The sequence below is a fragment of the Algoriphagus sp. AK58 genome (assembly GCF_014324365.1).
In the GTDB taxonomy this organism is placed as follows: Bacteria; Bacteroidota; Bacteroidia; order Cytophagales; family Cyclobacteriaceae; genus Algoriphagus.
On sequence record NZ_QEIG01000014.1, the window covers coordinates 114,802 to 139,928 of the forward strand.

A 25,127-nucleotide genomic window follows, 5' to 3' on the forward strand; every position below is an offset into this window, starting at 1 on the left:
GCTTACATTTTTCACGGTTTATGGATGACCGAAGTCGAACCCAAACCCTTGACTATTGAAAAGCTTGATCCCATTCGGAGTCATTCATCAAACCAGGAATTAAATCCAATTGGTTGACCATTTAGTGGTCTAACTTCGCTGACTTCCTGCCTTAGCGGCTGAAAAAATAAAAAAAACCGGATCACTTGACCCGGTTTTCTGTTTCCTTACTTTATTGTCTTTATCAATCGGTCGTTCAACCCAACGTAATCTGGGTTTTTAGCTTCAATAGCCATATTTTTAGATTTGGTTGCAGATTCCAAAGCCTCTGTCTTCATGCCTAGTGCTAGTTCGATTTTGGCTCTGAGATGTACCGTCCAATATTTAGGGTCGCTGTCAGTGGACTGCTTGATCCAGGTATACGCCTGATTCATATCCTTATTGTTGGTGAAATAGTAGCTCGCAGCCTGATAAAGAAGAGCAGGATTGGTGCTGTTGGCATCGATGACTTGTTTCTTGATGTCAGCCATGACGATCGGGTCTACCTCAGTTGCGATGGTGAAATCCACACGGGTTTGTTCCCACTTGATGGATAGGTCAGCACTGTTGTCAGTCAGATTGTTGAAACTGATCTCGAACGATTCGTATTTTTTGCTGGTTTTGGAAGTTGTCACAGTGAATCTGAGCTGATCTTCCGACTGATTGTACCCAATAGCACCCCAAAGCTTGGTGTTTTTGCTAAGGATCATGGTCCAGGAGGCTTTTCCCGGTATGGAATACAAGGCATAAGAACCAGCGGGCACTTTTTGACCTCCAATAATTACTTCTGTGGAAAAAGTCAGGACAGTAGCACCATTAGCACCCGTTCTCCATATTTCACCGTAAGGCACTAATTCACCAAAGATTTTTCTTCCCTTGGTGCTTGGTCTGCTAAAATCAACAGAAACATCTGTAAGTCCTACTTTCTGGGAAATTTTGGCACTTGGGCTAGCCTGTGGCATTTGAAGCTGCTGTGCAAAGCTGCTGAATCCGGCAAATAAGAAAGCCAGGAATACAAGTTTGAATTTGTTTTGCATATAGGGTTTATAACTTTTGTTTATCGGGACATTTCTTTTACAAATCCTACTCCAATTTTTAGATTTGTCTGCAATTTCACAGAATATTCTCTCTTTTTGGCAATCACTTACCAGTTTTTGATTAATGGGTTTTTTAGGTTTTGGGATTGGGTTAATTTTACTCAGACATTGTATACCATATGAGTTTAGCGATCATCAGCCCTGGGAGGAATCCAAAAGTTTGGATAGATGCACTTCGTCATCATCAGCCGGACATTGATATTCAGGTCTATCCTGATATCCAAAGGCCAAAAGATGTGGAAATGGCGCTGGTGTGGCAGCATCCTCCAGGATATTTAAGCTCTTTTCCCAATCTTAAATTAATCAGTTCATTGGGTGCAGGGGTAGACCATATTTTATCAGATCCGGCGGTGCCTGAGAACATGCCAATCGTTCGGATAGTGGATGAAAAACTGACATGGTCTATGACCAATTATGTCATCATGGGTGTGCTCAATTTCCACCGACAGATTACCCGCTATCAGGCCGACCAGAAAAGAAAAGTATGGGACATGTCTCATCCGGAGGTTCCTGTAAAAGTGGGAGTCATGGGAGTAGGAGCCCTCGGGGGAGATGTGTTGGATAAATTAAACTACATGGGATTTGAGGTTTTTGGATTTGGATTCTCCGAAAAGTCCGATTTTCCTTACCCGTATTTTTCCAAGAATCAACTGGGAGAATTTCTATCGCAAATCAATGTCTTGGTTTGTTTGCTGCCACTGACACCGGAAACAGAAGGGATTTTAAATCTTGATCTTTTTAAGAAATGTACCAAAGGTACTTACTTGATCAATGTGGCCCGCGGAAAACACCTGGTGGAAGAAGACCTCATTCCCGCATTGGATCAGGGATATTTATCTGGAGCATTATTGGATGTTTATCGCGTGGAGCCATTGCCGCAGGAACACCCATTTTGGGAGGAGTCCAGAATCCAGCTGACACCTCATATTGCCAGCGTGACCAATCCGCTTGCAGCTTCGCCCCAAATCATTGATAATTTTAATCGATTAAAAACTAACCGTCCACTTCAGAATCTCGTAAACCGCGAGAGAGGTTACTAATTTTTAGCTATGGAACAGGACTTCATTATTCTTTGCCCGACTGACTTTTCCGAGTGCTCCCTGAATGCCATCGAATATGCTTCAAGGCTCGGAGAAAAGTATAGGGCTAAACTGATTCTTTTTCACGTGCTTAATCGGGAAGACTACTTGAAGCTTTCTCCCACGGATCCCGAAGGCATCCATCAGCTTGATTTTGTTAAGCAAAAGCTTAAAAGTCTTCAAAGAACGGTATCAGAAGAATGTATTACAAGAGGGCTGAAAAGTTGTGAAATCGCCGTAAAAGAGGGGAAAATTGTACAAGGAACCCTCTTATTTGCTCAGGAAGTCGGTGCCAATCTCATTGTGGTAGGGACCGAAGGAATGAATGAACTCAGAGAAAACATTATAGGTAGCCGAACCAGTCGAATGGTAGAACAATCCGATCGGGATATTTTGGTGGTCCCGAGAAGGGTGTTTTTCAAAAGGCCAAGAAAATTGGTATACGCTTCTGATTACCTCGAAGAAGATAAATTAGCCATTCAGAAGGTGGTGGAAGTTGCAGGCTTCTTTGATGCGGAAATCGACTTGGTCCACGTTTCCTCCTCCCAAAAATCCATAGAAAAAGCCCTTCATCAGACGATGATCGAGGAAGTAAGACCTTTCGTCAGGTATGAGAAAATCAATTATGTCCTGAAGTCCTTCCGGGATGATCTTGCTCTGGGTCTTGAAAATTACATTCAGGTCGCCAAAGGGGATATCTTGGTAACACTGAGCAAAAAGAAAACTTTTTTTGACCAGATTTTCTCGAAAAATCTATCCAAGAAAATGTCCTACTTTATCAATAAGCCTCTTTGGGTGATTAAGAGTTTTTAGCCTTTTTTCCGCTAAAAAGCCCTTTGATAAAATCCGAAAACTCTTTTCTGGAAGCTTCATCTCCGACAATAGACTTAAGTGTTTGCCAAAAGTGATTGACAGTCATTTTCTTTGGCTCCTCTGTTGCTACAAAGCTGGGTTTAGGGATTTCAGTGGATTTTTTGTTTCCTATGGGGGGAAGATCGTCTGATTTTTGAGCGGGCTTGTAGCCTACGAGTTCATCTGCTTTTTCAAAGCTTTTTTTGGCTCGTTCTTTTTGGCCAAGCTTTTCTTCGACCAATCCTTTATTATTAAAAGCTACTGCATCTTCGGGATCGAGCTCTATGGCCTTTTCATAGTCTTCGATGGCGCCTTGCAAATCTCCCAATCGATCCTTCAAAAATGCACGGCTGGAATAGCGGTAGGGATTCCTTGGGTCTAAATTTGCTGCACGATCAAGCTCGGAAAGTGCTTCTTCATTTCGGCCCAATAGATGTAAAACAACACCCCGGTCGCTGATGAAATCGGTGTTGTAGGGTTCTAAGGCTGTCAAAAGATCAAAATCAGCCAAGGCCAATTCACCTTTGCCCAGTCTGGTCAAGATCCTGCCCCGATAGAGGTGAAGCTCGGTTTTTCCTTTTTCCTGAATAATCAACTCATCGAACACCGCCAATGCTTCTTCAAATTTTCCTTCCTGATAGAGTTGATAACCGGTATTGAAATTCATTTTTTAAGACTTTAGAGGCTAGATTCAAGATGCTAGACTTTAGAAATAAGAGGCTAGATTCAGGAATTCAGTCGCATGAAATAGCTCCTTGATCCAAGAATTAAGACCCAAGAAAGTAGATGGAATAAGTGGGAAAATTGTTCTAATAGGAATAGGTCCCAAATCTCTAGTCTCTTATCTCTTGTTTCTTGCTTCTGCAAAAGTAAACCCCGTTTCCCAAACCAAAGTTTATTTTCTGTCTTTTTGCTTCAAAATCCCTTCGGCTGTTATCTTTAAACCCACGAGTATTCCCGAATATGGCCCTCAGTCCCGAAGCAGTTCTCAAAGACCTCAAAGCGAAGAAGTTTGCTCCCATTTACTTTTTGCAGGGAGACGAACCCTATTACATCGACCTGATTACGGATTTTATTGAGAAAAATGCCATCCCTGAATTTGAGCGAGGATTTAATCAATTGGTTCTGTATGGAAAGGATTCTCCGGTCAGTACGATTTTGAATAATGCCCGTAAGTTTCCCATGATGGCTGAGCGGCAGCTTGTCATCGTAAAAGAAGCTCAGAGTATTCCTGATTTGGGAAAAGAAGAAGCTCAGAAGCTGTTGGTCAGCTACCTGACCAATCCGCTACCGAGTACGATTTTGGTCTTTGCCTACAAGCACAAAAAGCTCGACGGTAGAAGTTCCTTGAAAAAGGAACTGGAGAAAAAGTCGGTTTTTGTAGAGTCTGAAAAAATCAAAGATTGGAAGCTTACTGAGTGGGTAGATGGATACTTTAAAGACCTCGGACATCAAATCGAACCAAAGGCTAGCCAGCTGCTTGCTGATTCTATTGGTAACAATCTGGAGGTGTTGACCAACGAGGTAGGAAAGATGCTGATCAACTTTCCTGAACCCACCAAGTTTACTTCCGACCACATTTCCAAATACATTGGAATCAACAAAGACTATAACAATTTTGAACTGACCAAAGCTATAGGCTACAAAGATGTGATAAAGGCCAATCAAATCATCCATTACTTTATCCAAAATCCTAAGGCTCATCCGGTTATTCCTATTTTTTCACTTTTGTACAATTATTTCACAAAAGTTGCATTGGTGCATAAAGTGGGTTCATTGCCCGAAAACCAAATGGCGAGTGCTATTGGGGTCAATCCATATGGAGTAAAAGAATACATGACTGCAGCTAGAAACTACAAATTGGGCAAGGTAATTGATGTATTCGGGTACATCAAAGAGGCAGATCTTCGTTTCAAAGGAGTGGACTCCGGAAGTATGGACGAAGGTGAAATCCTCCGAGAGTTAGTGTATAAAATTTTGCACTGATTACCCCAAAACCAATTATAACCACATGAAATACTACCTGGTGCTGCTTGCAGGCCTGGGTATGAGCATGGAAGCTTTTTCTCAATCCACGCTATACCAAACCGGCCATCAGCAAGCTTTGGATTATCATTTGGAGCTTTTCGATAAGCAACTTTTTTCAGCGAGTCTCTATGACAACACACGTCTTTTAGCTGAATCACTTACAGAAGAGCAGCGGAAAAACGCACAACTCAACCGCGCCATGTCGGCCCTTCAGTTGGAAAGTCCCGACGGTCCGGGATTGATGAAAGCTTATATTTTTGATCATGGAAACCATCCCACAGTGGCTACGGCCGGGCTTTACCTCGGTAATCATTTTTTCTACAAGAGAAACTACAAAGAATCCATCGAGGCCTTCGGACTAGTCAATACCAAAGGACTAAATGAAGAAACAAAGGCTGATGTCCTTTTCAAACAAGGCTATGCCTATTTCCAGTTGAAAAACTACGGTCAGGCTGCAGGATTTTTCGATCAGGCAAAAACGTTAAATCAGCCAATCAGTTCGGATGCTTATTACTACAGTGGATTTATTGCGATGGAGCAGGGAAATACATCCAAAGCGGTGACTGATCTTCAGGCAGCAGGTAAATCGCCCTTTTACTCAACAAAGGTTCCCTATCTTTTGACGGCTCTTTATTATCAGCAGGGGGCTTACGATCAGGCGATTACCTATGCAGAACCTTTGTTGGCTTCGAGTCAAAACTTAGATCGAAGGGAAACCATCCATTTGTATTTGGCCGAAGCCTTTTACGCCAAGAAAGATTTTGCCAACGCGGCCAAGAATTATGATGCCTTTATCAATGCCAAAAAAGGAACGCTTTCCCGAGAAGAGGTTTATAAAGCAGGCATCTCGTTTTTTGAAATCAAAAATTACCAGAGAGCTACGGACTACCTGAAAGTCTCGGCCTCCGGAAACGACGAAATCGCTCAGTCCTCAAGTTATTATCTGGGACATTCTTACATCAAGTTGGATAATTTCGCTTTTGCTTCTACCAGCTTCCAAGCAGCTTCCAAAGTCTCATTCAATAAGCAAATTCAGGAAGAGGCTTTGTTCAATTTTGCCAAGACCAACCTGCAAAGAGGAAGTTTTCAGGTAGCGATCAGCACGCTCGATGAGTATTTGGACACCTATCCGTCGGGCAGACATCGTACGGAAGCGGAGACACTTCTTTCCGAAGCACTGATCAATACCAATGATTACTTGCGGGCCATTGAGCAGATGGATAAGATTCGCACGAAGTCGCCAAGAATCCAGTCAGCCTACCAAAAAGTGGCTTTCTATCAGGCGATGGTATACTATCGTGACCAAAAGTATAAGCAGTCTATTTCCTTTTTGGACAAGTCGCAAGCCTTTCCTTCAGACAAAGATTTGTTGTTGGAAACTCATTTTTGGAAAGGAGAGGTGCATACTGCTGATGGCAATTTGCCTCAGGCGATCCGTTCTTATGAAGCGGCAAGAGCGATGAATCCAGCCAGCAGTCATCCTTTCTTGATCAAGACCCATTACGGTTTGGGTTATGCCTATTTTAATACCCAGCAATATCCAAAAGCAGAAGAACAATTCCGTTTATACACCGAAAAGCTTAGAGGTCGGGACGAAAAGCAAAACTATGACGATGCCCTATTGAGACTCGGCGACTGTCAGTATGTGCAAAAGAAGTTTGGGGACGCTTCGGCGACATTCCAAAGGGCAATTACCGAGCGAAACTCCGGAATTGATTATGCCTATTATCGCTTAGCGGTCGTTCAAAATTTCCAAAATCGAAATGATGAAGCCCTTTCACAATTGGATCGCTTGATCAGTGGTTTTTCTTCCAGTTTGTATTTGGAAGATGCCATGTTTCAACGAGGACAGATCTACTTGGAGGAAGTTCGTTATGCTGAAGCTTCAAGGGCTTTTTCGGATTTGATCACAGGCAGACCTAGTTCACCTTTTGTTCCTTATGCCTTGGAGGGAAGGGCAGTGGCCAACTTCTCCATGCAGCGCTACGATCAGACCATCGCGGATTACAAAGCCATTTTGGACAACCATCCCAATGCTCAAAACGCAGAAACTGCATTGAAAGGGCTTCAGGAAACACTGGCACTTCAGGGTAGATCGGCTGAGTTTGGAGACTATGTGGCTAAGTATAAAAGTTCAAACCCTGGCTCTGGAAATGTCCAGGTGCTAGAATTTGAATCTGCCAAGAGTTTGTACATCGACAAAAACTATCCTCAGGCAGCCAGAGCTTTTGAAAACTACTTAAGGAGCTATCCTCAATCCGCCCAGAAGACCGAGGCCCTGTTCTTCGCCGGAGATGCTTTCCTTCAGGCCGGTGATGCAGATAGAGCTATCGGCTATTTCAAGCAACTCGAACGCGAACCCGCTTCTCCCCAGCGTGTGAGAGCCATGCAAAAGCTTGGAATGATCGAATTGGATCGGGGAAATTATGCGGCAGCGATTCCTTATTTAGAGACTGCTTCGCAAAATGCACGAAACAAGGTGGAAGAAGCAGAAGCAGTGCAGGGATTGATGGTGGCCAGTTTTGCCACACGTAAGTTCCAGCAAGCTATTTCCTACGCAGATCGACTGATGACTTTGGATGGCATTATTCCAGAATCAACCCCGACAGCCCTTTTGACTAAGGCCAAAGCTCAGCGAGAAATGAACCAAAAGCCACAAGCTGAAACTACCCTGCAAAATCTGGTGAAAGATCATAAGACGGTCCAAGGTGCAGAAGGCTTGTATTTGTTGGCATTCTCCTACCAGGAAAGAGGAGATTTTGAAAAGTCCAATAATGCCATTTTTGATTTCTCCGGACCGTTTGCAGATTATGATTTCTGGTATGGAAAGATGTTTTTGCTCTTGGCAGACAACTTCCAAAAGACAGGAGAAACCTTCCAGGCAAAAGCCACACTTGAATCCATCGTAGAGCGATCTACCAATGCGGAAATCAAGGCAGAAGCTCAGTCCAAACTCAAAAACCTGAACTAAATAAATGAATAGATTTGCAATATCCTTATTGTTTTCAGGCGCTTTTTTGGGAGGCCTGACATCAGCTTTGGCACAAAACCCTCAAAGAGGTGCAGTGCAGGATCAGGAATTTGTGATTCGGAAAGATCGGGTTTTGACCGTTCCGACTCAGCCACGTTCTTTTGAGCGTCTGCCTGTGTTGCCACAGCCCAAGGGCATGGAAGATTTTAATTATGCCATCACCCCTTATTTCCTTTCTATTCCGGCATTGAAGCTACAGCCCACGCCAGTTCAGAAAGACTACCGTCAACCCAAATTGGATTTGTATCCGGGTTTTGTACGCGCAGGTTATGGTAATTTTGCTTCACCGCTGTTGGAAGGAAGATACATGTCCACAACCGCTGATCCGCTGAACTATGCGGTGAGATTTAAGCACCAGAGTTTTGGAAAAGGGCCTGTAGAAAAGTACGGAGAAAGTAGTCCTGAATCCCATACCGTATTTGGAGGAGATGTAAGTTACTTCCTGGACAGAGCAGAAGTCTTTGGTGGATTGAGTTGGGGCCAAGACAAGTATTCTTTTTATGGTACGGATTTAAGTTTGTATGAAGATCCGCTATGGGATCCAATTAACCCACTAATCCAAAACAACGTCCAAAACAACGTTCAGTTTTCGGCCGGAATCCGAGATATTGAGAAAGTCGGCCCATTTGGATACGAAGCCAAAATTAGCTATAGAAGCTTCAAAGACAGTTATTTAGCCAGAGAAAATGAAGTAGGGGTACAGGGCTTGGGTAAGTTTAAACCAACTGATGACTGGTCAGGAAAAGTAGGGTTAAGCTATTTCTCTACTGCTACGGAGGATTTGAATTATGATCTAAACCGAACCTATTTTGCCATCCGACCAGAAGTTTCCTACAACTATGAGTCTTTCCGATTTACGGCAGGGTTGAATATTGTCTCTGAGAATGATTCATTACCCGAGAAAGAGAGTGATTTCCGGATTTTTCCCGTGCTAAAAGCCAGCTACCAATTTGCGGATGAGTTTGGTTTTTATGGAGAGTTTTCCGGTGATGTAGATCGAAACACCTATTTCAGTTTTGTCCGAGAAAATCCATTCCTAGGACCTAGTACCCAATTGCTTAATACCGTCAACAATTACAAAATCGCCGGTGGGATAGAGGGGCAGTTTCAGGAGGCATTTCATTACCGAGCAGGTATCGATGTGAGCCGATTCAATAACATGCATTTTTTCGTGAATTCGATTGCCGACTCTGCACGATTTGAATTGGTTTATGATGATAAGACTACCGTAGTCAATCTCAATGCAGAATTGGGTATGAAGTTTTCGGACGTGTACACCTTGGGTTCTCGATTGGATTTGTACCAATATGACTTAAGCACTCAGACCGAAGCGTGGCATAGACCCGTTTGGGCACTTTCGATCAACAATCAGGTGAAGCCATTCGAGAAGCTTTTACTTCAGGCCAATCTGACTTTCATGGGGGGAATCAAGGCAAGAGGGGATGTGAGCGCGGCTGCTATTTTTCCTCCGGACATCGAAGTAGTCAATCTGAAAACCATCGCAGACCTGCAATTAAAGGCTGATTTTAAGATTACAGACCGAATCTCCATTTTCGCAGAGGGGAATAACCTGACCAATGGGAAAAATATGCGCTGGCTAAATTATCCCGTCCGTGGTGTTCAGCTCATCGGTGGTGCCAGCTTCAAATTCTGATTATTCAGAATTTGAGGTTGGGCTTTCCGTTCATTTAGGTTAGTTTCGTAGCTTTCCCAGAATGAAGATGTCATCAAAAGATACAGATACCCGTGCATGGTCAGATCCTAAAGATTATGGGCTGCCTTTTGTAGAAATTACCCCGCTCAACCCCCAACCTTCCCTGCCAAAAGAAAAGCAGGAGGTTAAAAAAGCAGTTCCGGTTCAAGTAGAAAACAAAGTTGAACAAGCAGAAAAAGAGCCGATTCCTGTTTCAGAAGACAAGCCTAAAGTCGATCCAACTAAAGTTAAAGATCAGCCCAAACCAAAAGTCGAGAAAAAAGCCAAATCCAATGCTTGGGTTTGGGTGGTAGTTTTCATGGCATTGGCCGTCTTGGGAGTCATTGTTTGGCAACTTCAATTGACTCAGATAGATTCAACTTCCCAACCAGTCGAATCCGACAGGAAGGAGGATTTTTCAACTCAATCAGATGTACCGGCTCAGCCTGAACTTACCCCAAGTGAAGAAACTCTAATTGCTGAAAATCAGGATTCTATCACAACCATAAATAATTCAAATCCTAATATTTCCAAACCTGCCGAAACTGGTACAACAATTGCCAATACGGTTAGTGGAAATTTGATCCGAATTGAATCCAAATCTGATAAAGTGAGGTATTTCATCGTGGTGTCAAGTTTGCCAAAAGAGCAATTGGCCTTGGAGATCGCAGCAAAATTTGCCGGTAAAACACCGGAACTGTATCTGATCACTCCGTACGAGTCCAGTCCGAATTATCGGGTTGCCATTGGCAAGTTTGATACTTGGAAAGCCGCAGCTGACGAGGTCGCTCGGATCAAATCTCAGTATTCTGAAGATTTGTGGATTTTGAACTATTAATATGATCCTTCTCCAAACCCTAACTGTTGATTCCCTGTCCACTGCGGACGCATTGGCTGCAGAAGCCACCAAAGAAAATATCGGCCTTTTGGACCTCCTGCTCAAGGGAGGATACATGATGATCCCGCTTTACCTTTTGTTTGTTTTGGCGATTTTCATCTTTATCCAAAAACTTATCACCCTCAACAAAGCCGCCAAAACACCAAGCCATCTGATGGATCAGGTAAAAGTCTTGGTACAAAGCGGTCAGATTGAAAAGGCCAAAATGCTTTGCGCAGGCGAAAACACCCCGGTAGCCAATATGATTGCAAAAGGGATTGAGCGTATTGGCTCTCCCTTGAAAAATATTGAAGTTTCCATCGAAAATGTGGGTAAGATCGAGATCTATAAACTCGAGAAAAATCTTGGTCTGTTGGCTACGGTATCCGGTGCGGCACCTATGATCGGTTTCCTTGGAACGGTGACAGGTATGATTCAGGCCTTTATTTCCATCGCACAAGAAGAGGGTAATGTGTCTCCAAAATTACTTTCCATGGGTATTTATGAAGCGATGATCACGACCGCTGCAGGACTCGTCGTCGGTATTATAGCCTATTTGGGCTATAATTATTTGGTTACTCAGGTTTCCAAGTTGGTGCATAATATGGAGTACACCTCCATTGAGTTTATTGACCTTCTTCAGGATAAATAATTATGGGACTTCAGGCAAAAAATAAGGTTGAATCGGCATTCAGTATGTCCTCCATGACGGACATTATCTTCCTGCTTTTGATTTTCTTCATGCTTACTTCTTCCTTTATCACCCCTTCAGGATTGCCGGTAAACTTGCCATCCAGCGAAGCTTCTGATATTGTGATGCAAGAGGTGACTGTATCTGTGACAAAAGATCTTCGCTTTTCAGTCAATGACAAAATCGTGAGTCGTGATCAAATCAAATCTGAACTTTCAACTCTCCTTGAAGGGAAAAAAGGTCAAGTGGTTTTGCACATAGATAAGGAAGTTCCCGTTGAATATTTAGTGGAAATCGGCGGAATAGCGGCTGGCCTTGAGGCTAACGTATCCATCGCAACCAAACCCTATTGATCATGCAAAGCTGGAATGCCGACCAAATAGAAAAGGACAGTAAGAAAAAATCAGCCATTATCACTGCAGTGGTAAATGTGCTGCTTCTGCTTGCTTTCTATTTCATCGTGGTATGGCGTCCACAGATCCCTCCTTTGCCAACCTATGGTTTGGAGCTGAATTTAGGTTTTTCGGATGTAGGTTCTGGAAATCGAAACAGTCCGAATGCACCTTCCGAAACTCCTTCTCAAAGTGTAGAACAAGCCGCTCCAGGCGAAGTAGCCCAAGCTGTGACGCAACCTGCTACACCTGCACCAGCTCCAAGAACCGAGACAGCCAAGCCTAAAACCGCTTCCAAACCAGCGGCAAATCAGGCGGTAACGACCAAGCCATCTCCGATCAAAGGAGTGGAAAAAGCCGCTGTCGAAACCAAAAAGCCAGAGCCAGGAAAAACGGAGCCTGCCAAGACAGTCACCACTCCAGCTAAATCTGAAGCCGAACAAACCACTCAAAAAGCACCCGAACAACCCAAAATAGACCAAAGAGCGATTTTTGGAGCAGGTGGTACTTCGGGAAAAAGCTCAACTCCAGCCTCCGGTGGTGCACAAGGCTCTTCCAATGCCAAGGGTGATGAAGGGCGACCAACCGGTACTGTGGATGGTCGGGCGATTATGGGTGAAGGAAGTGGAAAAGGAACCAATTCCGGTGCGGGATATAGCTTGGATATGGCAGGATGGGATTTTGCTTCCAGGCCGAATATCAATGACCGGGTTTCTACTAGAAATGGTCGAATAGTTTTCAAAATAACTGTGGATGATTCCGGAAGAGTAGTTCAGGCTGTACCTTTGGAATACAATGTTTCCAACGATGTGTTGGCCTATTACCGTCAAGTAGTCAACCAGATCAATTTCAAAAAATCCGGTGGAGCTGCTGCCGATTTTTCTACCGGAAAGATCACCTTTGTGATTAAGGTGGATTAATCTGTTTTTTTGATTTAACCTTCGTCAGTAATTATTTTCAGATCATTGGGAAGAAAGACCGATGACCGAAGACCGAAGAAATCTGATGCTAAACATTTTTTTATCGGAATTGCCTAATGATTTTTGGAAAAGCTGACGAATTCAATTGGATTTAAGAATGAATTACCAAGAAACCATCGATTACCTCTTTAATGCCCTTCCCATGTTTCAGCGGGTAGGAGCTTCTGCATTCAAAAAAGACCTCAGCAATACCCTAGCGCTCTGTTCCCATTTGGGAAATCCCGAGCGAAAATTCAAGTCCATCCACGTAGCCGGAACCAATGGAAAAGGGAGTACTTCTCACACGTTGGCAGCCATTCTACAGTCAGCAGGCTACAAAACGGGTCTTTATACTTCTCCGCACCTCAAATCCTTTACCGAACGGGTTCGAATTAATGGTCAGGAGATTACTGAGCAAGCAGTGGTTGATTTCGTAGAAGCAAATAAGTCATTTTTGGATGAATTAAAGCCCAGTTTTTTTGAGATGACCGTAGGCTTGGCCTTTTGGTATTTTGCCAAAGAGGAGGTCGATATCGCAATCATCGAAGTGGGAATGGGAGGCAGATTGGACAGCACCAATGTGATTACTCCTGAGCTTTCGGTCATAACCAATATCGGTTGGGATCACATGCAGTTTTTGGGAGATACTCTTCCTCTGATTGCCGGAGAAAAAGCAGGAATCATTAAGCCAAATATCCCGGTAGTCATCAGTCAAACTCAAGAGGAGACCACTTCTGTTTTCATTCAAAAAGCAAAAGAAAATCAAGCTCCGATCACGTTCGCTGATCAAAAAATCAAGTTGGAAAAACTTGCATCTTCACAAACAGGGTTAGCCAGTTATGCAGTTTCTCAGGATGGGGAAAGTTCAATCTTGGATTTTGGACTTTTGGGCGATTATCAGATTCATAACCTTCCAGGAATTCTGGAATCAGTTAATCAGCTGCGTCAGATGGGATGGACTATTTCTGATGAAGCCCTCCGATACGGATTACAGGGAGTTTCATCACTTACCGGATTGAAAGGCCGTTGGCAGATTCTGGGAGAAAAACCAACCGTCATTGCAGACACAGGCCATAACGAACCGGGAATCCGGGCTATTTTGACTCAGTTGAAAAGTTATTCTTTTGATCAACTTTGGATGGTCATCGGAATGGTGCAGGATAAGGACATCTCCAAGATTTTGGCATTGCTTCCCAAGGATGCCCAGTATGTATTCTGTCAAGCGGATTTACCTCGTGCCATGCCAGCTGAATTGCTTGGTGAAAAGGCGGCTGAGTATGGTCTGAAAGGAGAAGTGATATCCGAGGTGAACCAAGCGCTTCAATTTGCCCGAAAAAATACAGGTCCAAATGACCTGATATTTGTGGGAGGGAGTACTTTTGTGGTCGCAGAAATCGAGGACCTCTAAATGAGCAGAAAAAAGCTGGTTCGCTTCGCCCAAAATGAAGCCAATCCCAATGTAATTCAGGCTGGAAAGCCACTTTTCGAAACCATCAAAGGCAACTGGCACGAGGAGCAGTTCCAAAATCAGAATCCCATCGTAGTCGAATTGGCTTGCGGACGGGGAGAATTTACCGTGGGTCTGGGCCGTGAATACCGTGATCAAAACTTCATTGGAGTGGATATCAAAGGGAGCCGGATTTGGAAGGGGAGCTCTACCGCAACAGTGGAAGGATTAACCAATGTGGCTTTTCTGAGAACGCAAATTCAAAATCTGGATCAGTTTTTTGCAGAAGGCGAGATCTCCGAGCTTTGGATCACCTTTCCGGATCCTTTTCCTCGTGATGGAGATGAAAAGCGCCGGCTGACTTCTCCGAAGTTTCTGGATATGTACAAGCCGATGATTAAGGAAAACGGTTTGGTTCACTTCAAAACAGACAATACAGGACTTTTTGATTATACCTTGGAACTGGTCAAAAGCCGGGAAGACATCGAGGTGTTGGCCTACACGCATGATTTCTATCAGAGTGAAATGCGTGACGATCATCATGGGATCAAAACCCGCTACGAGAAGATGTTTTCCGACAAGGGAGAGAAGATCAAGTATTTGAAGTTCAGATTTAAGTAATCCGTTGTCCTGCTTTTTCTAAAGCAGGACTTGTAATAAAAAATCCTGCTTCTGGAGAAGCAGGATTACCTGGTAGACCTTTGAGGTTTTCAAAACCCCGAAGGTCTGAATCAACTAGTGAAACCTTCGAGGTTTTTAAAAACCTCAAAGGATTTATTTTAGAGTTTTTCCAACTGCACGTTTTCCAAAAACAGTGCTTGTAGCACTTTTTCCAAAAGAATTTCGGCATCAACGGGCTTGGTCATGTAGTCATCCATACCCACTGCTTTGGCTTTGACCTTGCTTTTTTCGGTGGTGTCGGCCGTCACAGCAATAATGGGAATAGTGAGGTATTTTTCACCGGCTGAGCCGGCACGAATGGCTTCTGTTGCTTCATAGCCGTCCATTTCCGGCATCTGCAGATCCATCAAGATGAGGTCAAAATGACTTTGCTGCAGTTTTTCCAATCCTTCCAGACCATGATTGGCAAAGTCAAAGGTGATGCCCTTCCACTTTCTTAGGATTGATTTGATCACCAATTGATTGACAGGATTGTCTTCCACTACCAAAATCCGTTTGCCTAAAAGCAGTGTTTCTGAATGAGCTTTGATAGGATCTTGGACAGATTCCTCGGCTTTTCCAAAAGTCAGGGAAATGCTGACTTTGGTGCCTTTGCCGACTTCACTTTGGATCGCCACTGTCCCGCTATAGAGTTGGGTCAGCGCTTTGACAATACAAAGACCGAGTCCAAATCCCCCAAATTTTCGCTTATCGTCAATTTGTTCCTGAATAAAGGATTCAAAAATACGATCCAGTTTTTCCGGCTTGATACCGACTCCGGTATCACTGATTTCGAAACTTAAAATGCTGTTTGATCCACTTTCAATCAAATCCGTAATAGCAAGTTTGACTTCTCCTTGATTGGTAAACTTGATGGAGTTATGGATCACATTCATCAGAATCTGTCTGAATCGGGTGGCGTCACCGATGAGTTTTTTTGGAAGTTGGACTTTTTCCTCTACTATGAATTTGAGTCCCTTATCCCGAGTCTGTTGGTAAGCCAAAAGCTTGATTTCATTTAAAACCTTTTGAAAATCAAAAGTTTTCTGTTCCAGATTAAGCTCGCCTTTTTCGATTTTGGAATAATCCAAAATGTCGTCAATTGAGGAAAGGAGTGAAACAGAAGAATACTTGATGACCTCGAGATTCTCTTTGATTTTTTCATCCTGAATCTCTTTCATAATGGACTGAGAAAGGCCCAAAATCGCATTAAGAGGGGTTCTGAGTTCATGCGATACGTTGGAAAGGAAAAAGGACTTGATCTCATTGCTTTCTTCCGATCGTTGAAGTGCAAGTTCCTGTGCCTTTTCTTTTTCGGTTCTGAGTATTCGAATTCGGTTAGCCATGGAAAGAGATAGAAAGAGAATCTCTAATCCCGTACCCAGCTTGGCTGAATTTTCGGTCAGAAATGAATTTTCAATGAGTGAAAAGTTATTCAATATAAAGATGACAAATCCCAAGGTCAGTGAGGTGAAACCCAAAGCAAAAAAAGCATCTACGGGTTTTCTTTTGAAAAAGCTCATGACAATGGATGCTACCGCCAGCAATACACCTATAAATCCCAAGGCATTGACCAGAGGATAGTATAAAGGTTTACCTGCATCATAAAGCAGAATCCCAACTAATAAGAGTGCCAAACTGAAATTGACTACGTTAATCGTCGCGTTGAGCCCTTTTGCGAAGGTTTTTACCTGAACGAAGGCCTGACTGTAGCGATTAAGAAGGATAGCAGACACTGTGGCAAAGATCAAAAGACTACGGTCTGCAAACCAACCTGGAGTGCCAAGTATATATTGGAAAAAATATCCGTCTAGTGAAGAATGGAGTAGGGCTATGGATATGACATAAGAAACATAGAGAATAAAGCTTTTCTCTTTGATGCCGAAGTAGAAAAAAAGGTATGTCAAGGCAGCAAGTAATAAAATCCCATAAAAAACCCCAAAGACCAATTGGTCCGTGAAAGTAGATTCAATCAAAGAAGTACCATCGTGAAGCACGAGTGGTAGGTTGATTACTTCACCGTCGCTTTTCAAGTGAAGAAAAAATTCGGTGCTTGAATTAGGTGTAAGTGTAATTGGAAAAAGAAGCTTTCGATGGCTGATTTCACGATCAACAAAGGGCATCATATCCCCATTTTGGATGATTAGGGGTTCTTGTCCCTCCGCTTGCAAATACAAATCCGCTACATCCGTGATGGGGCGGGCGGTTTCCAAATACAGCGTTTTGGTTTTAGAATCTGTATTTTCAAGACTGAACTTCACCCAATAGTGATGATCCGTAAATCCCAAGTTGGTATTGGGATTAGGCAAGGGTTCAAATCTATTTTCTGATGGTTCGGAAAGTAGTTTGATCAATGGCACGAATTCTTTCCCCAAGTCCCAAATCTGTGCTTGGTCATGGATGGAAACGGGATAGGCTTCTTTGGCGTCCTGAGCTTGGGACAATGACGCAATGACTACAAAGAATCCGACCAGGAAATGGGTGATCAGTCGACGATTCATAAAGGGGGTAGTTTGGCCCCATTTACGCCGTAACTGGGGGGATTGGATCTTATTGACAGAAATTTTCTTTTCTATAGCTCGGATTGGGGTAGGTGTAGAACCCTTCTCCGGATTTTTCTCCCAATTTTCCTTGGTCTAGATATGTCTTCAATAGTGCTGCAAAAGCCTGAGAAGCTGCGTCAGGCATCTTATGTGTCACATGCCAGGCGGTATCCAAACCTATCGAATCCAAAATCCCAAATGGTCCCATGGGCATATGAAAATTGACCATCCAGGAACGGTCGATGTCTTCAATACTTGCCACTTCCCGGGTGAGCAGTTTTCCTGCTGCTCCAATCAAAGCCATGAGCATAGTATTGAAAATGTAGCCGGGATTTTCTTTTTTGACCAAAACGGGCACTTGATTGAGTTTTCTTCCCAATTCCTCCAACATCGGAATCATGGCCGGGTCAGTTCCCGGATGAGGCATGATATCGACCACTCGGGAATAAAACACATCATGAAAGTGAAAGGCGCAGAATTTGGCAGGACGTCCACTTTCCTCGGCAAACATGGACGGAAGGAGATAGGAAGTGTTGGTTGTAAACCAGGTTTTCGCTGGGGCTAGTTCTCCAAATTGCTTCCAGACTTTTTTCTTGATATCCGCTTCTTCGGTAACGCTTTCATTGATGATATCAGCATCTTTCACTGCCTCAAGAGGGTCGAGTGTAAACTGGATTCTTGAAAAAATATCAGGGATTTGACTTTCGTTCAGTTGTTTGGCTTTGACGAGTTGGCGAAGGATTTTTTCCATCGTTTTTTCGCCAAAATCCAGCGCTTTTTGAGAAATGTCATAGATGGAAACTTGAAATCCAGAAATGGCTGATTGGAGAGCGACACGAGAACCTAGGGTTCCCGCTCCCAGAATACATATCTTTTGAATAGTCATATTGGGTTAGATTTTTTCGGTCAAAATGGCTTTTTCTCCTTTTTCAGCGGCGGCCTTGACCACATAAATCAAAGCACCAAATCGTGGATCTTGGGTCAAGCCCATCGCAAAACGCTTATAAATCTGCTGAGCGATTACGGCTACTTTGAAAAGTCCAAAAGCATAGTAGAAGAGCATATTATCCAATTCAAGTGGGCTTCTGAGATTATAAAAATCAATCACTTCCTGTCGAGTCATATTTCCAGGCAGGTAAGTCAGGTTGAATTGTTTGAGAATCTCTGGATCATCCTCCTGCGCCCAATAAGCCAAAGTTGTACCCAAATCCATTAACGGGTCACCGACTGTGGCCATTTCCCAATCCATAACTGCTTTGATTTCAGTAGGGTTTTCTACTTCTAAAATGAGATTATCATATTTAAAATCATTGTGAATTAATCCGGCATTTTCCTTTTCAGGCAGGTTTGCAATCAACCAATTTGAAATTTTTTCCATTTCAGGGATTGCGTCCGTCTTTGCCCTCTGATATCGATAGATCCATCCTTCTACCTGTCGCAGGACATAGCCTTCCGGTTTTCCTAAAGCGGCCAATCCACTGAGTTGTAGATTGATCAGATGAAGGTCTAGTAGGGTTGAAATGGTGTTTTCGGATAGTTTTCGAAAATGGGATTCTGTAAATCCCCATTCTCTTGGAACTCGATTTCTGAGCACAGGACCTTCGACAAACTCCATAATGAAAAAAGGGGCTCCTATGATCTCCGCATCCTCAAAATAGAGTACTGGTTTTGGAATTTTTTTGTAATCAGACTGATAAAGTAATTCTAAGACTCTACATTCCCTTTCCATATCATGAGCTTTGCTGACCGTATTTCCATAAGGCGGTCTCCGGAGTGCAAACGCTCCGATCGGAGTATCTATCCTAAAGGTCAAGTTGGAAAAACCGCCACTCATAGGTGTAATTTCAATTTCTTCGGCTTTCCAAAAAAGCCGCTCTTCCAAATGCTTTTTGAGTCGGTCAAAATTTTCCATCAGTCACTAGTTACAGGTAATTTTTGAGAATACTCCTCGCCAAAGCCGATTTATGCACTTCATCGGGTCCATCATAGATTCTCGCTCCACGCTCATGTCGGTACCAAAAAGAAAGCAGGGTGTCATCCGTGATTCCCAAAGCACCGTGAACCTGAATAGCCCTGTCGATTACTTTCATGAGTACGTCTGCTACAAAGAATTTGATGGTGGAAATATCCTCCTTGACGGCTTTTGCTCCCAAATTCTGCATTTTTTGAGCAGTATCCATGACCATGAGTCGGCTAGCCTTGATTTCAGCACGGCTTTCTGCAATCCAGTTTTGAATCGTCTGCTTTTCAGCTAGTGGTTTTCCGGGATCCAAATGGCGGGAAATGGTTCGACGACACATGAGGTCAAAAACCCGCTCGCAGATACCGATCCAGCGCATGCAATGATGAATGCGGCCCGGTCCAAGCCGCTCTTGTGCCAAAGCAAAACCTTGTCCCTCTTTTCCGATCAAATTGGAAATAGGAACCCGACAATTTTCAAATTTCACCTCTCCATGAGAAAGGTAATCCTCTCCAGCCTCACCCATGATCGGGATGTTCCGGATCAGTTGATAGCCTGGATTATCCAAAGGAACCAATAGCATACTTGCCCGCTGATAGGGGCTTTCCGCTTCGGGATTGGTTACTGCCATGACGATGGTGAATTTGGCGCCGTCCGCAGCGGTGGTAAACCATTTGTGTCCGTTGATCACATATTCATCTCCCTCCCGGATGGCCGTAGTTGCCAAATGCACCGGATTGCTACCCGCCAATGCGGGCTCTGTCATCGCAAAGCAAGAGCGGATTTCTCCTTGCTGTAGAGGGTTGAGCCATGTTGACTTTTGGTCATCAGTTCCAAAAAGATGGAGTAATTCCATGTTTCCGATATCTGGAGCGGCGCAGTTGAACACATAATGGCCGATTGGGCTTTGGCCCAAAATCTCAGAGACCTGTGCAAACTGAACGAGATTCAATCCGACTCCTCCATCTTCCCTGGAGAGGTGAGGAGCGAATAGTCCCAGCTCTTTGGCTTTTGATCTGAGCTTAAATAATAAAGGTAGAAAGCTTCTGAATGGCCCTTGGACAACTTTTAGATCAATAGGGAAAAGTTCATTCTGGACAAATAGACGGTACTGGTCGAGGAGTGCAGGCAGTGCCTCCTGAGGGAAATTTTGGGTAGAATGCATGGAAAGAGATTATATCGTAAAACCACCGTCAGCGGTAAAAACACCACCTGTGGTGTAGGAGGAAGCTGCTGAAGCCAAGAAAAGCGCCATAGCACCGATTTCTTCGGAAGTACCAGAGCGTTTGATGGCAAGCTGTTTCATAATCATGGACATGATTTTTTCATTCGACCAAAGAGCTTCCGAAAACTTGGTTTGAATCAAACCCGGGCAGATGGCATTGACCCGGATTTTAGAGTCACCCCATTCTTTTGCAAAGACTTTGGTGAGGGAAATCAAGGCCGCCTTGGACACCGAATAGATTCCTAACCCATGTTCAGGGGAGATTCCTCCAATACTGGAAATATTGATTACTGATGCGCCTGAGGATTTTCTCAGATGGGGATAGCAAAGCCGACAAAGCTCAAAGGCTGCTTTTACGTTGACATTCATAATCTTGTCAAATGCCTCCAAGCTGGTTTCATGGACTGGACCAAACACAGGATTCGTAGCTGCATTGTTGACAAGGATGTCGATGGTCCCGTATTTTTCTACCGTCTTTTCTACTAAAATGGGCAATTCAGCCATGTTTCCGACATTGCAAGCGATGCCAGTAGCCTCATATCCCTTCGCTTTTAGCTGATTTGCCATCTCATCCAATACTTCCTGTTTCCTGCTGCTGATCACCACTTTTGCTCCGGCAGCAGCAAATATTTCCGCTATACTGAATCCAATACCTTTGCTTGCCCCTGTGATTAAGGCAATTTTTCCTTCCAAAGAAAAAACCGAAGATAAATCCATGAGTTTTGGGTTATATTTCTTCCTTAAGTTATAAAAGTAAAATCAGTGAAAAGAGGTAAATACTCAGGAATTTCTCTGAATTGATAAAAATCATCTTTAAAATCAGCTCAAATGCAAGAACTCATTTTTGAACAAACTGGTCTGCCTCTTGAAGTCCTCCAACTTAAAGAAAGCCCGATTCCTACTCCCAAGTCTCACGAAGTCTTGGTCAAGGTCAAGGCACGAAACATTAATCCATCAGACATCATGTTTGTCCGGGGGATGTATGGCATCACTCCCAAATTGCCAAGTAGTGCAGGGTTTGAGGCAAGTGGGGTAGTGGAGCAAGGCGATGAAGGCGGAAAAGTAAAGGCAGGAACCCGAGTGATGTTTACTGCCATAGGCACATGGAGAGAATATGTCTGTGTCCCTGCGGCTTTGGTAATTCCTGTACCGCCTCAGATGTCGGATGAGGTGGCCTGTCAGGCTTTTGTCAATCCGATGACAGCTTACGGCATGATCGAGGAGTCAGGCCTCCGGGCAGGAGAATGGTTATTGATCACTGCGGGAGCCTCAGCTTTTGGGAAATTTGCCCTTCAGATGGCCAAGTCAAAAGGAATCAAAGTGGCCGCCACTGTAAGACACGATGCCCAGAAGGAGGTGTTGGAGAGTCTTGGAGCAGATTTGGTAGTCAATACCGAAACAGAGAAGCTTCAGAAAGTAGTGCCTGAAAAAACCGATGGGGGAGTTCAGGTGATTTTTGATGCCGTGGGTGGTATACTTGGTGCTAAGGCCTTGGCATGTCTCAGACCCAAAGGAAAGATGATGGTTTTCGGTGCTTTAGCCTTAGAAAATATGCCGGTCAATAGCGGATTACTCATTTTTAAAAATCTCAGAATTGAAGGCTTTTGGTTGAGTACTTGGGTAGAAGAATTGGCACCTGGGGCTCGGATGAAGGCTTTTCAGACGGTTTTTGGATTTCTGATGAAGGAGGATTCGAAGATCGATATCGAGGGAAAATATCCACTCTCGGAGTTTAAAGCCGCGTTGGAAGCCTACGAAAAGCTGGGCAGAAACGGAAAAATCCTTTTGGTCAGCGAATAATCGGTCTTTTGTTCGGCTAAAACTTCAGGATTAGCCATCTTTGCACTTTCAACAAACCAAATTTTACTCCATGAACTGGGAAAAGTTAGATCAGCAGCTTACCGAAATTGTCAAAAAACGAAATCAACTGAGTCAGATGGATTATAGCGACGACAGCTATGATGATCTGGAAGAAGAACTGCATGATCTGGAGGATGATTTCAATGAGGAATATGAGGAAGTGCTTGAACCCCAATTGGAAAAGATCTATGCTAAATTGAAGTCCGATACGGATATCCTTCTTCCCACAGCCTATTTGGCAAATCAGTATAAGGAAATGCTGCCTGATGCCAAAGGTATTATCACTTACGAAGTGAGCGGTAGCCAAGGCGTTCCGATTGAATCTGATCAGCTAGGCAAGGTGGATATGAGAATTGTCCTTGTGCCCAATCCAGCTCGATTTGTCTTACTGGTCAATGGGGTACAACTCAAAGAGCTTTGGAAAAGCAGATAACCAACAAGGGCTGTCTAAAATGACAGCCCTTGTTATTTTAGAGACTCCTTTTGAAGTACCCACTTTTTTATTTCGCCCAGGATCCTGTCAAGGTCTTTTCTTGAAAAATATTTTCCTTCCACAATCACAGATTCAATGGTTTGGGTATTCTCAATTTGCTCCAAAGGATTGTTTCGTAGGATAAGCAAACTGGCTTTTTTACCTGAGGTAACAGCTCCATAATCTTCCTCCAGTCCAAAGTAGGCAGGTCCATTTATAAGGGATGCAGTCAGCGCTTCTACCGGAGACAAGCCATAGTTGACCATCAATGCAAGTTCTAAATGAATCCCCAGTCCAGGGTAATCGTAGGTGTTCAAATAACCTGCATCTGTTCCAGCCATGATTTTCATGCCGGATTTCTGCATGATTGGAAGAAGGCGGGCGGAAGCTTCATAAAGTCGTTTTCTGTTTTCCCGACTCGGTTGATCTTCTTTGGCATACCTGTCAATTCTCCATTGATAGCTTTCCTTAAGCTTAGGACCCAGGTAATTCAGAATGGTATCTGTTGAAAAGTCCAGAGAATCCAGATAGGCTATATTCCGGCTAATCAAAAGAGTAGGAACTATTCCTGTTCCCTGTTTGGCAAACTTTCTAAAATTGACTTCGGCCACAGAATCAGAAAGTGTTTGGAATTGAAGGAGATTTGCCTCTTCTGCTGTCATTTTTCCAGCGACTCTTTCATTCCTAATCCGGGTCTCTTCTGAAGTCGCGGCGCGAAGAGCATATCCTTGGTGCTCTATGGTTGAAAGACCGGCAAGGGAAATTTCATCCAACGTTATTCCCGCATGAACATGGCCCGAAACAGGCAATCCTCTCTTTCTGGCTTTTTGTGTGGCTGAAAGAAATAATTCAGCGGATAAGGTATTGTCGGTAATTTTCACAAAATCCACTTTGAGCTTTACCAAGGAATCCAGAGCGCGATCAAGTTCCTCTTCTGAACCTACCTCTAGATCTCCCGGCCAAATCGAATTGATTCCTTCGATCTTAGGACCTGAGGTAAAGATTCTTGGTCCGGTCCTGTTACCGTTTGCGATTTCATCTCTCCATTTCAATACTTCCAAAGGAATGTCTCCCGCCGCATCCCGCACTGAAGTGACTCCAAAAGCTACATAGAGCGGTAGCAATTGTTCGTTTTCGTCGATGTATTCAGCTCCTCCAAAGTGTACGTGGTTATCCCATAATCCCGGAAGTACAAATTTTCCCTCAGCGTTAATTTCAATAATACCTTCATATTGACTCAAAAGCGTATCGCCACCGGTAGTTAAAATTCGGTCGCCTTGGATAAGAATGACTTGATCTTGGATTATTTCTCCGGATCTTAAAGAAATAATCGAGGCATTTTTGATCAAAAGATCAACCGAAGACTTGGGCGAGCAGGAACTAATCAGCCCAATAAGGAAGAGGTAAAATCCGCGAATGGCCATTAGAAAAGGCTCGCCTGAACGATTTGAGGTTTACTCGCCTGCACGGTTCCTTTAAGCATATCCTGCATCAGTTTGATAAAGCCTGGCTGCCAGGATTCCGGGCTGATTTTGGTTTCTTTTCCTTCAAATTCGATCGGCCCGCTCATTTTTTCGAAACCGATAATCATACTCCAAATGGTATAAAAGGTGATTTCCGGTTGGAGTTCAGGACGGATACTGCCATCCTTGATTCCTTGGGAAACCATCTGAATCCCGATTCGGGCCGGCTCATGATGCAATTCCAATAATTTGTGAAAATGGGTCGAGTCCAAAATCAGCGGATCAATTTCATGTCTGAGTTTTGGGTTGGTGTATTTTTTCATCACATCCAAAAAGTGAAGAATGGCTTGGTAATAAACCGGTTGCTCCTTGGCAAATACCCAAATCCGCTGGACCAGATCGGTGATCATTTCCAATCCGTTTTTTCCTTTGGAACGGAAGGATTCCCGAAACTCCTCCTTAAACTGGTCAAAGGCCTTTTTGGTCAACGCCATGAACAGGTCTTCTTTGTTTTTGTAATAAAAATAGGTGAGGCCCTTACTGATTCCTGCCCGCTTTGCCACATCTTCCATACGTGTGGCATTGTAGCCTTTAGTGGTGAAGAGTGCTACTGCCGAATCGAGAATGAGTTTTTCCTTGTTTTTTTCTCCTGCCATGGGTTTGAAATGCTTGATTGAAAAGTGAAGGCAAAGATATTAAATACGGGTCAAAAAAGAACCATTTTTCGAACCGGATTCAACTAAAAAAGGCCTCAAATTTTATTTTTGAGGCCTTTCTGCT

At 43.6% G+C, this 25,127-nt stretch carries 22 protein-coding genes; 13 read left to right on the forward strand and 9 right to left on the reverse strand.

Features of this window, described 5'->3' with window-relative positions:
- Positions 1-206 precede the first annotated feature (206 nt).
- The gene (locus DDT91_RS13670; RefSeq protein WP_187176756.1) at positions 207-1,055 is read right to left on the reverse strand and encodes a DUF2911 domain-containing protein; all 849 of its coding nucleotides are present in this window, start codon (positions 1,053-1,055) and stop codon (positions 207-209) included.
- Between the two features lie 179 nt (positions 1,056-1,234).
- On the opposite strand from DDT91_RS13670, the gene DDT91_RS13675 reads away from it, so the two are divergent.
- The gene (locus tag DDT91_RS13675; RefSeq protein ID WP_187176757.1) at positions 1,235-2,155 is read left to right on the forward strand and encodes a glyoxylate/hydroxypyruvate reductase A; all 921 of its coding nucleotides are present in this window, start codon (positions 1,235-1,237) and stop codon (positions 2,153-2,155) included.
- Positions 2,156-2,164: 9 nt separating this feature from the next.
- On the forward strand, positions 2,165-3,007 hold the full coding sequence (locus tag DDT91_RS13680; RefSeq protein WP_187176758.1) for a universal stress protein: 843 nt from the start codon (positions 2,165-2,167) through the stop codon (positions 3,005-3,007).
- On the opposite strand, the gene DDT91_RS13685 is transcribed toward DDT91_RS13680, so the two are convergent.
- Positions 2,994-3,713: a tetratricopeptide repeat protein gene (locus DDT91_RS13685; protein ID WP_187176759.1), complete on the reverse strand. Its 720-nt coding sequence runs from the start codon at positions 3,711-3,713 to the stop codon at positions 2,994-2,996. The two genes, DDT91_RS13680 and DDT91_RS13685, sit on opposite strands and share 14 nt — an antisense overlap.
- A 296-nt stretch (positions 3,714-4,009) precedes the next feature.
- Here DDT91_RS13685 and holA point away from each other — a divergent pair, with 296 nt between their 5' ends.
- The 9 genes from holA (at position 4,010) to trmB (ending at position 14,785) form a co-directional block, all read left to right on the forward strand.
- The gene (gene holA, locus DDT91_RS13690) at positions 4,010-5,032 is read left to right on the forward strand and encodes a DNA polymerase III subunit delta (protein WP_187176760.1); all 1,023 of its coding nucleotides are present in this window, start codon (positions 4,010-4,012) and stop codon (positions 5,030-5,032) included.
- Between the two features lie 25 nt (positions 5,033-5,057).
- Positions 5,058-8,045, forward strand: a complete 2,988-nt coding sequence (locus DDT91_RS13695; RefSeq protein ID WP_187176761.1) for a tetratricopeptide repeat protein — start codon at positions 5,058-5,060, stop codon at positions 8,043-8,045.
- 4 nt (positions 8,046-8,049) lie between these two features.
- Positions 8,050-9,759, forward strand: a complete 1,710-nt coding sequence (locus tag DDT91_RS13700; RefSeq protein ID WP_187176762.1) for a TonB-dependent receptor — start codon at positions 8,050-8,052, stop codon at positions 9,757-9,759.
- A gap of 67 nt (positions 9,760-9,826) precedes the next feature.
- Positions 9,827-10,636, forward strand: a complete 810-nt coding sequence (locus DDT91_RS13705; RefSeq protein ID WP_187176763.1) for an SPOR domain-containing protein — start codon at positions 9,827-9,829, stop codon at positions 10,634-10,636.
- A gap of 1 nt (position 10,637) precedes the next feature.
- Complete coding sequence (locus tag DDT91_RS13710) at positions 10,638-11,327, forward strand: MotA/TolQ/ExbB proton channel family protein (RefSeq protein WP_187176764.1); 690 nt, start codon at positions 10,638-10,640, stop codon at positions 11,325-11,327.
- Between the two features lie 2 nt (positions 11,328-11,329).
- A complete protein-coding gene (locus DDT91_RS13715; RefSeq protein WP_187176765.1) occupies positions 11,330-11,719 on the forward strand; it encodes a biopolymer transporter ExbD in 390 nt (129 codons plus the stop codon).
- A 2-nt stretch (positions 11,720-11,721) separates the two neighbouring features.
- Positions 11,722-12,678, forward strand: a complete 957-nt coding sequence (locus tag DDT91_RS13720) for an energy transducer TonB (protein WP_187176766.1) — start codon at positions 11,722-11,724, stop codon at positions 12,676-12,678.
- A 157-nt stretch (positions 12,679-12,835) separates the two neighbouring features.
- Positions 12,836-14,125 (forward strand): folylpolyglutamate synthase/dihydrofolate synthase family protein, encoded by a 1,290-nt coding sequence (locus DDT91_RS13725; RefSeq protein WP_187176767.1) that lies wholly within the window; start codon positions 12,836-12,838, stop codon positions 14,123-14,125.
- A complete protein-coding gene (trmB, locus tag DDT91_RS13730; protein ID WP_187176768.1) occupies positions 14,126-14,785 on the forward strand; it encodes a tRNA (guanosine(46)-N7)-methyltransferase TrmB in 660 nt (219 codons plus the stop codon).
- A 158-nt stretch (positions 14,786-14,943) separates the two neighbouring features.
- Here trmB and DDT91_RS13735 read toward each other — a convergent pair whose 3' ends face one another.
- The 5 genes from DDT91_RS13735 to DDT91_RS13755 are packed head-to-tail and all read right to left on the reverse strand — an operon-like array spanning position 14,944 to position 21,269.
- The gene (locus DDT91_RS13735) at positions 14,944-17,325 is read right to left on the reverse strand and encodes a hybrid sensor histidine kinase/response regulator (RefSeq protein ID WP_187176769.1); all 2,382 of its coding nucleotides are present in this window, start codon (positions 17,323-17,325) and stop codon (positions 14,944-14,946) included.
- 49 nt (positions 17,326-17,374) lie between these two features.
- On the reverse strand, positions 17,375-18,253 hold the full coding sequence (locus tag DDT91_RS13740) for a 3-hydroxyacyl-CoA dehydrogenase (RefSeq protein ID WP_187176770.1): 879 nt from the start codon (positions 18,251-18,253) through the stop codon (positions 17,375-17,377).
- 6 nt (positions 18,254-18,259) lie between these two features.
- Positions 18,260-19,279, reverse strand: coding sequence for a phosphotransferase family protein (locus DDT91_RS13745; protein WP_187176771.1), 1,020 nt, complete (start codon positions 19,277-19,279; stop codon positions 18,260-18,262).
- A 10-nt stretch (positions 19,280-19,289) separates the two neighbouring features.
- Complete coding sequence (locus DDT91_RS13750) at positions 19,290-20,492, reverse strand: acyl-CoA dehydrogenase family protein (RefSeq protein WP_187176772.1); 1,203 nt, start codon at positions 20,490-20,492, stop codon at positions 19,290-19,292.
- A 9-nt stretch (positions 20,493-20,501) separates the two neighbouring features.
- Positions 20,502-21,269 carry an SDR family NAD(P)-dependent oxidoreductase gene (locus DDT91_RS13755; RefSeq protein WP_187176773.1) on the reverse strand — a complete coding sequence of 256 codons (768 nt, stop codon included), beginning with the start codon at positions 21,267-21,269 and terminating at the stop codon, positions 20,502-20,504.
- A 111-nt stretch (positions 21,270-21,380) separates the two neighbouring features.
- On the opposite strand from DDT91_RS13755, the gene DDT91_RS13760 reads away from it, so the two are divergent.
- The gene (locus DDT91_RS13760; RefSeq protein ID WP_187176774.1) at positions 21,381-22,352 is read left to right on the forward strand and encodes a zinc-dependent alcohol dehydrogenase family protein; all 972 of its coding nucleotides are present in this window, start codon (positions 21,381-21,383) and stop codon (positions 22,350-22,352) included.
- 70 nt (positions 22,353-22,422) lie between these two features.
- A complete protein-coding gene (locus DDT91_RS13765) occupies positions 22,423-22,845 on the forward strand; it encodes a hypothetical protein (protein ID WP_187176775.1) in 423 nt (140 codons plus the stop codon).
- Positions 22,846-22,877: 32 nt separating this feature from the next.
- On the opposite strand, the gene DDT91_RS13770 is transcribed toward DDT91_RS13765, so the two are convergent.
- Together DDT91_RS13770 and DDT91_RS13775 are read right to left on the reverse strand one after the other, a co-directional pair.
- On the reverse strand, positions 22,878-24,308 hold the full coding sequence (locus DDT91_RS13770) for an amidohydrolase family protein (protein ID WP_187176776.1): 1,431 nt from the start codon (positions 24,306-24,308) through the stop codon (positions 22,878-22,880).
- Positions 24,308-25,003, reverse strand: coding sequence for a TetR/AcrR family transcriptional regulator (locus DDT91_RS13775; RefSeq protein WP_111392916.1), 696 nt, complete (start codon positions 25,001-25,003; stop codon positions 24,308-24,310). Before DDT91_RS13775 ends, DDT91_RS13770 begins: the two co-directional genes overlap by 1 nt.
- Positions 25,004-25,127: the final 124 nt, after the last annotated feature.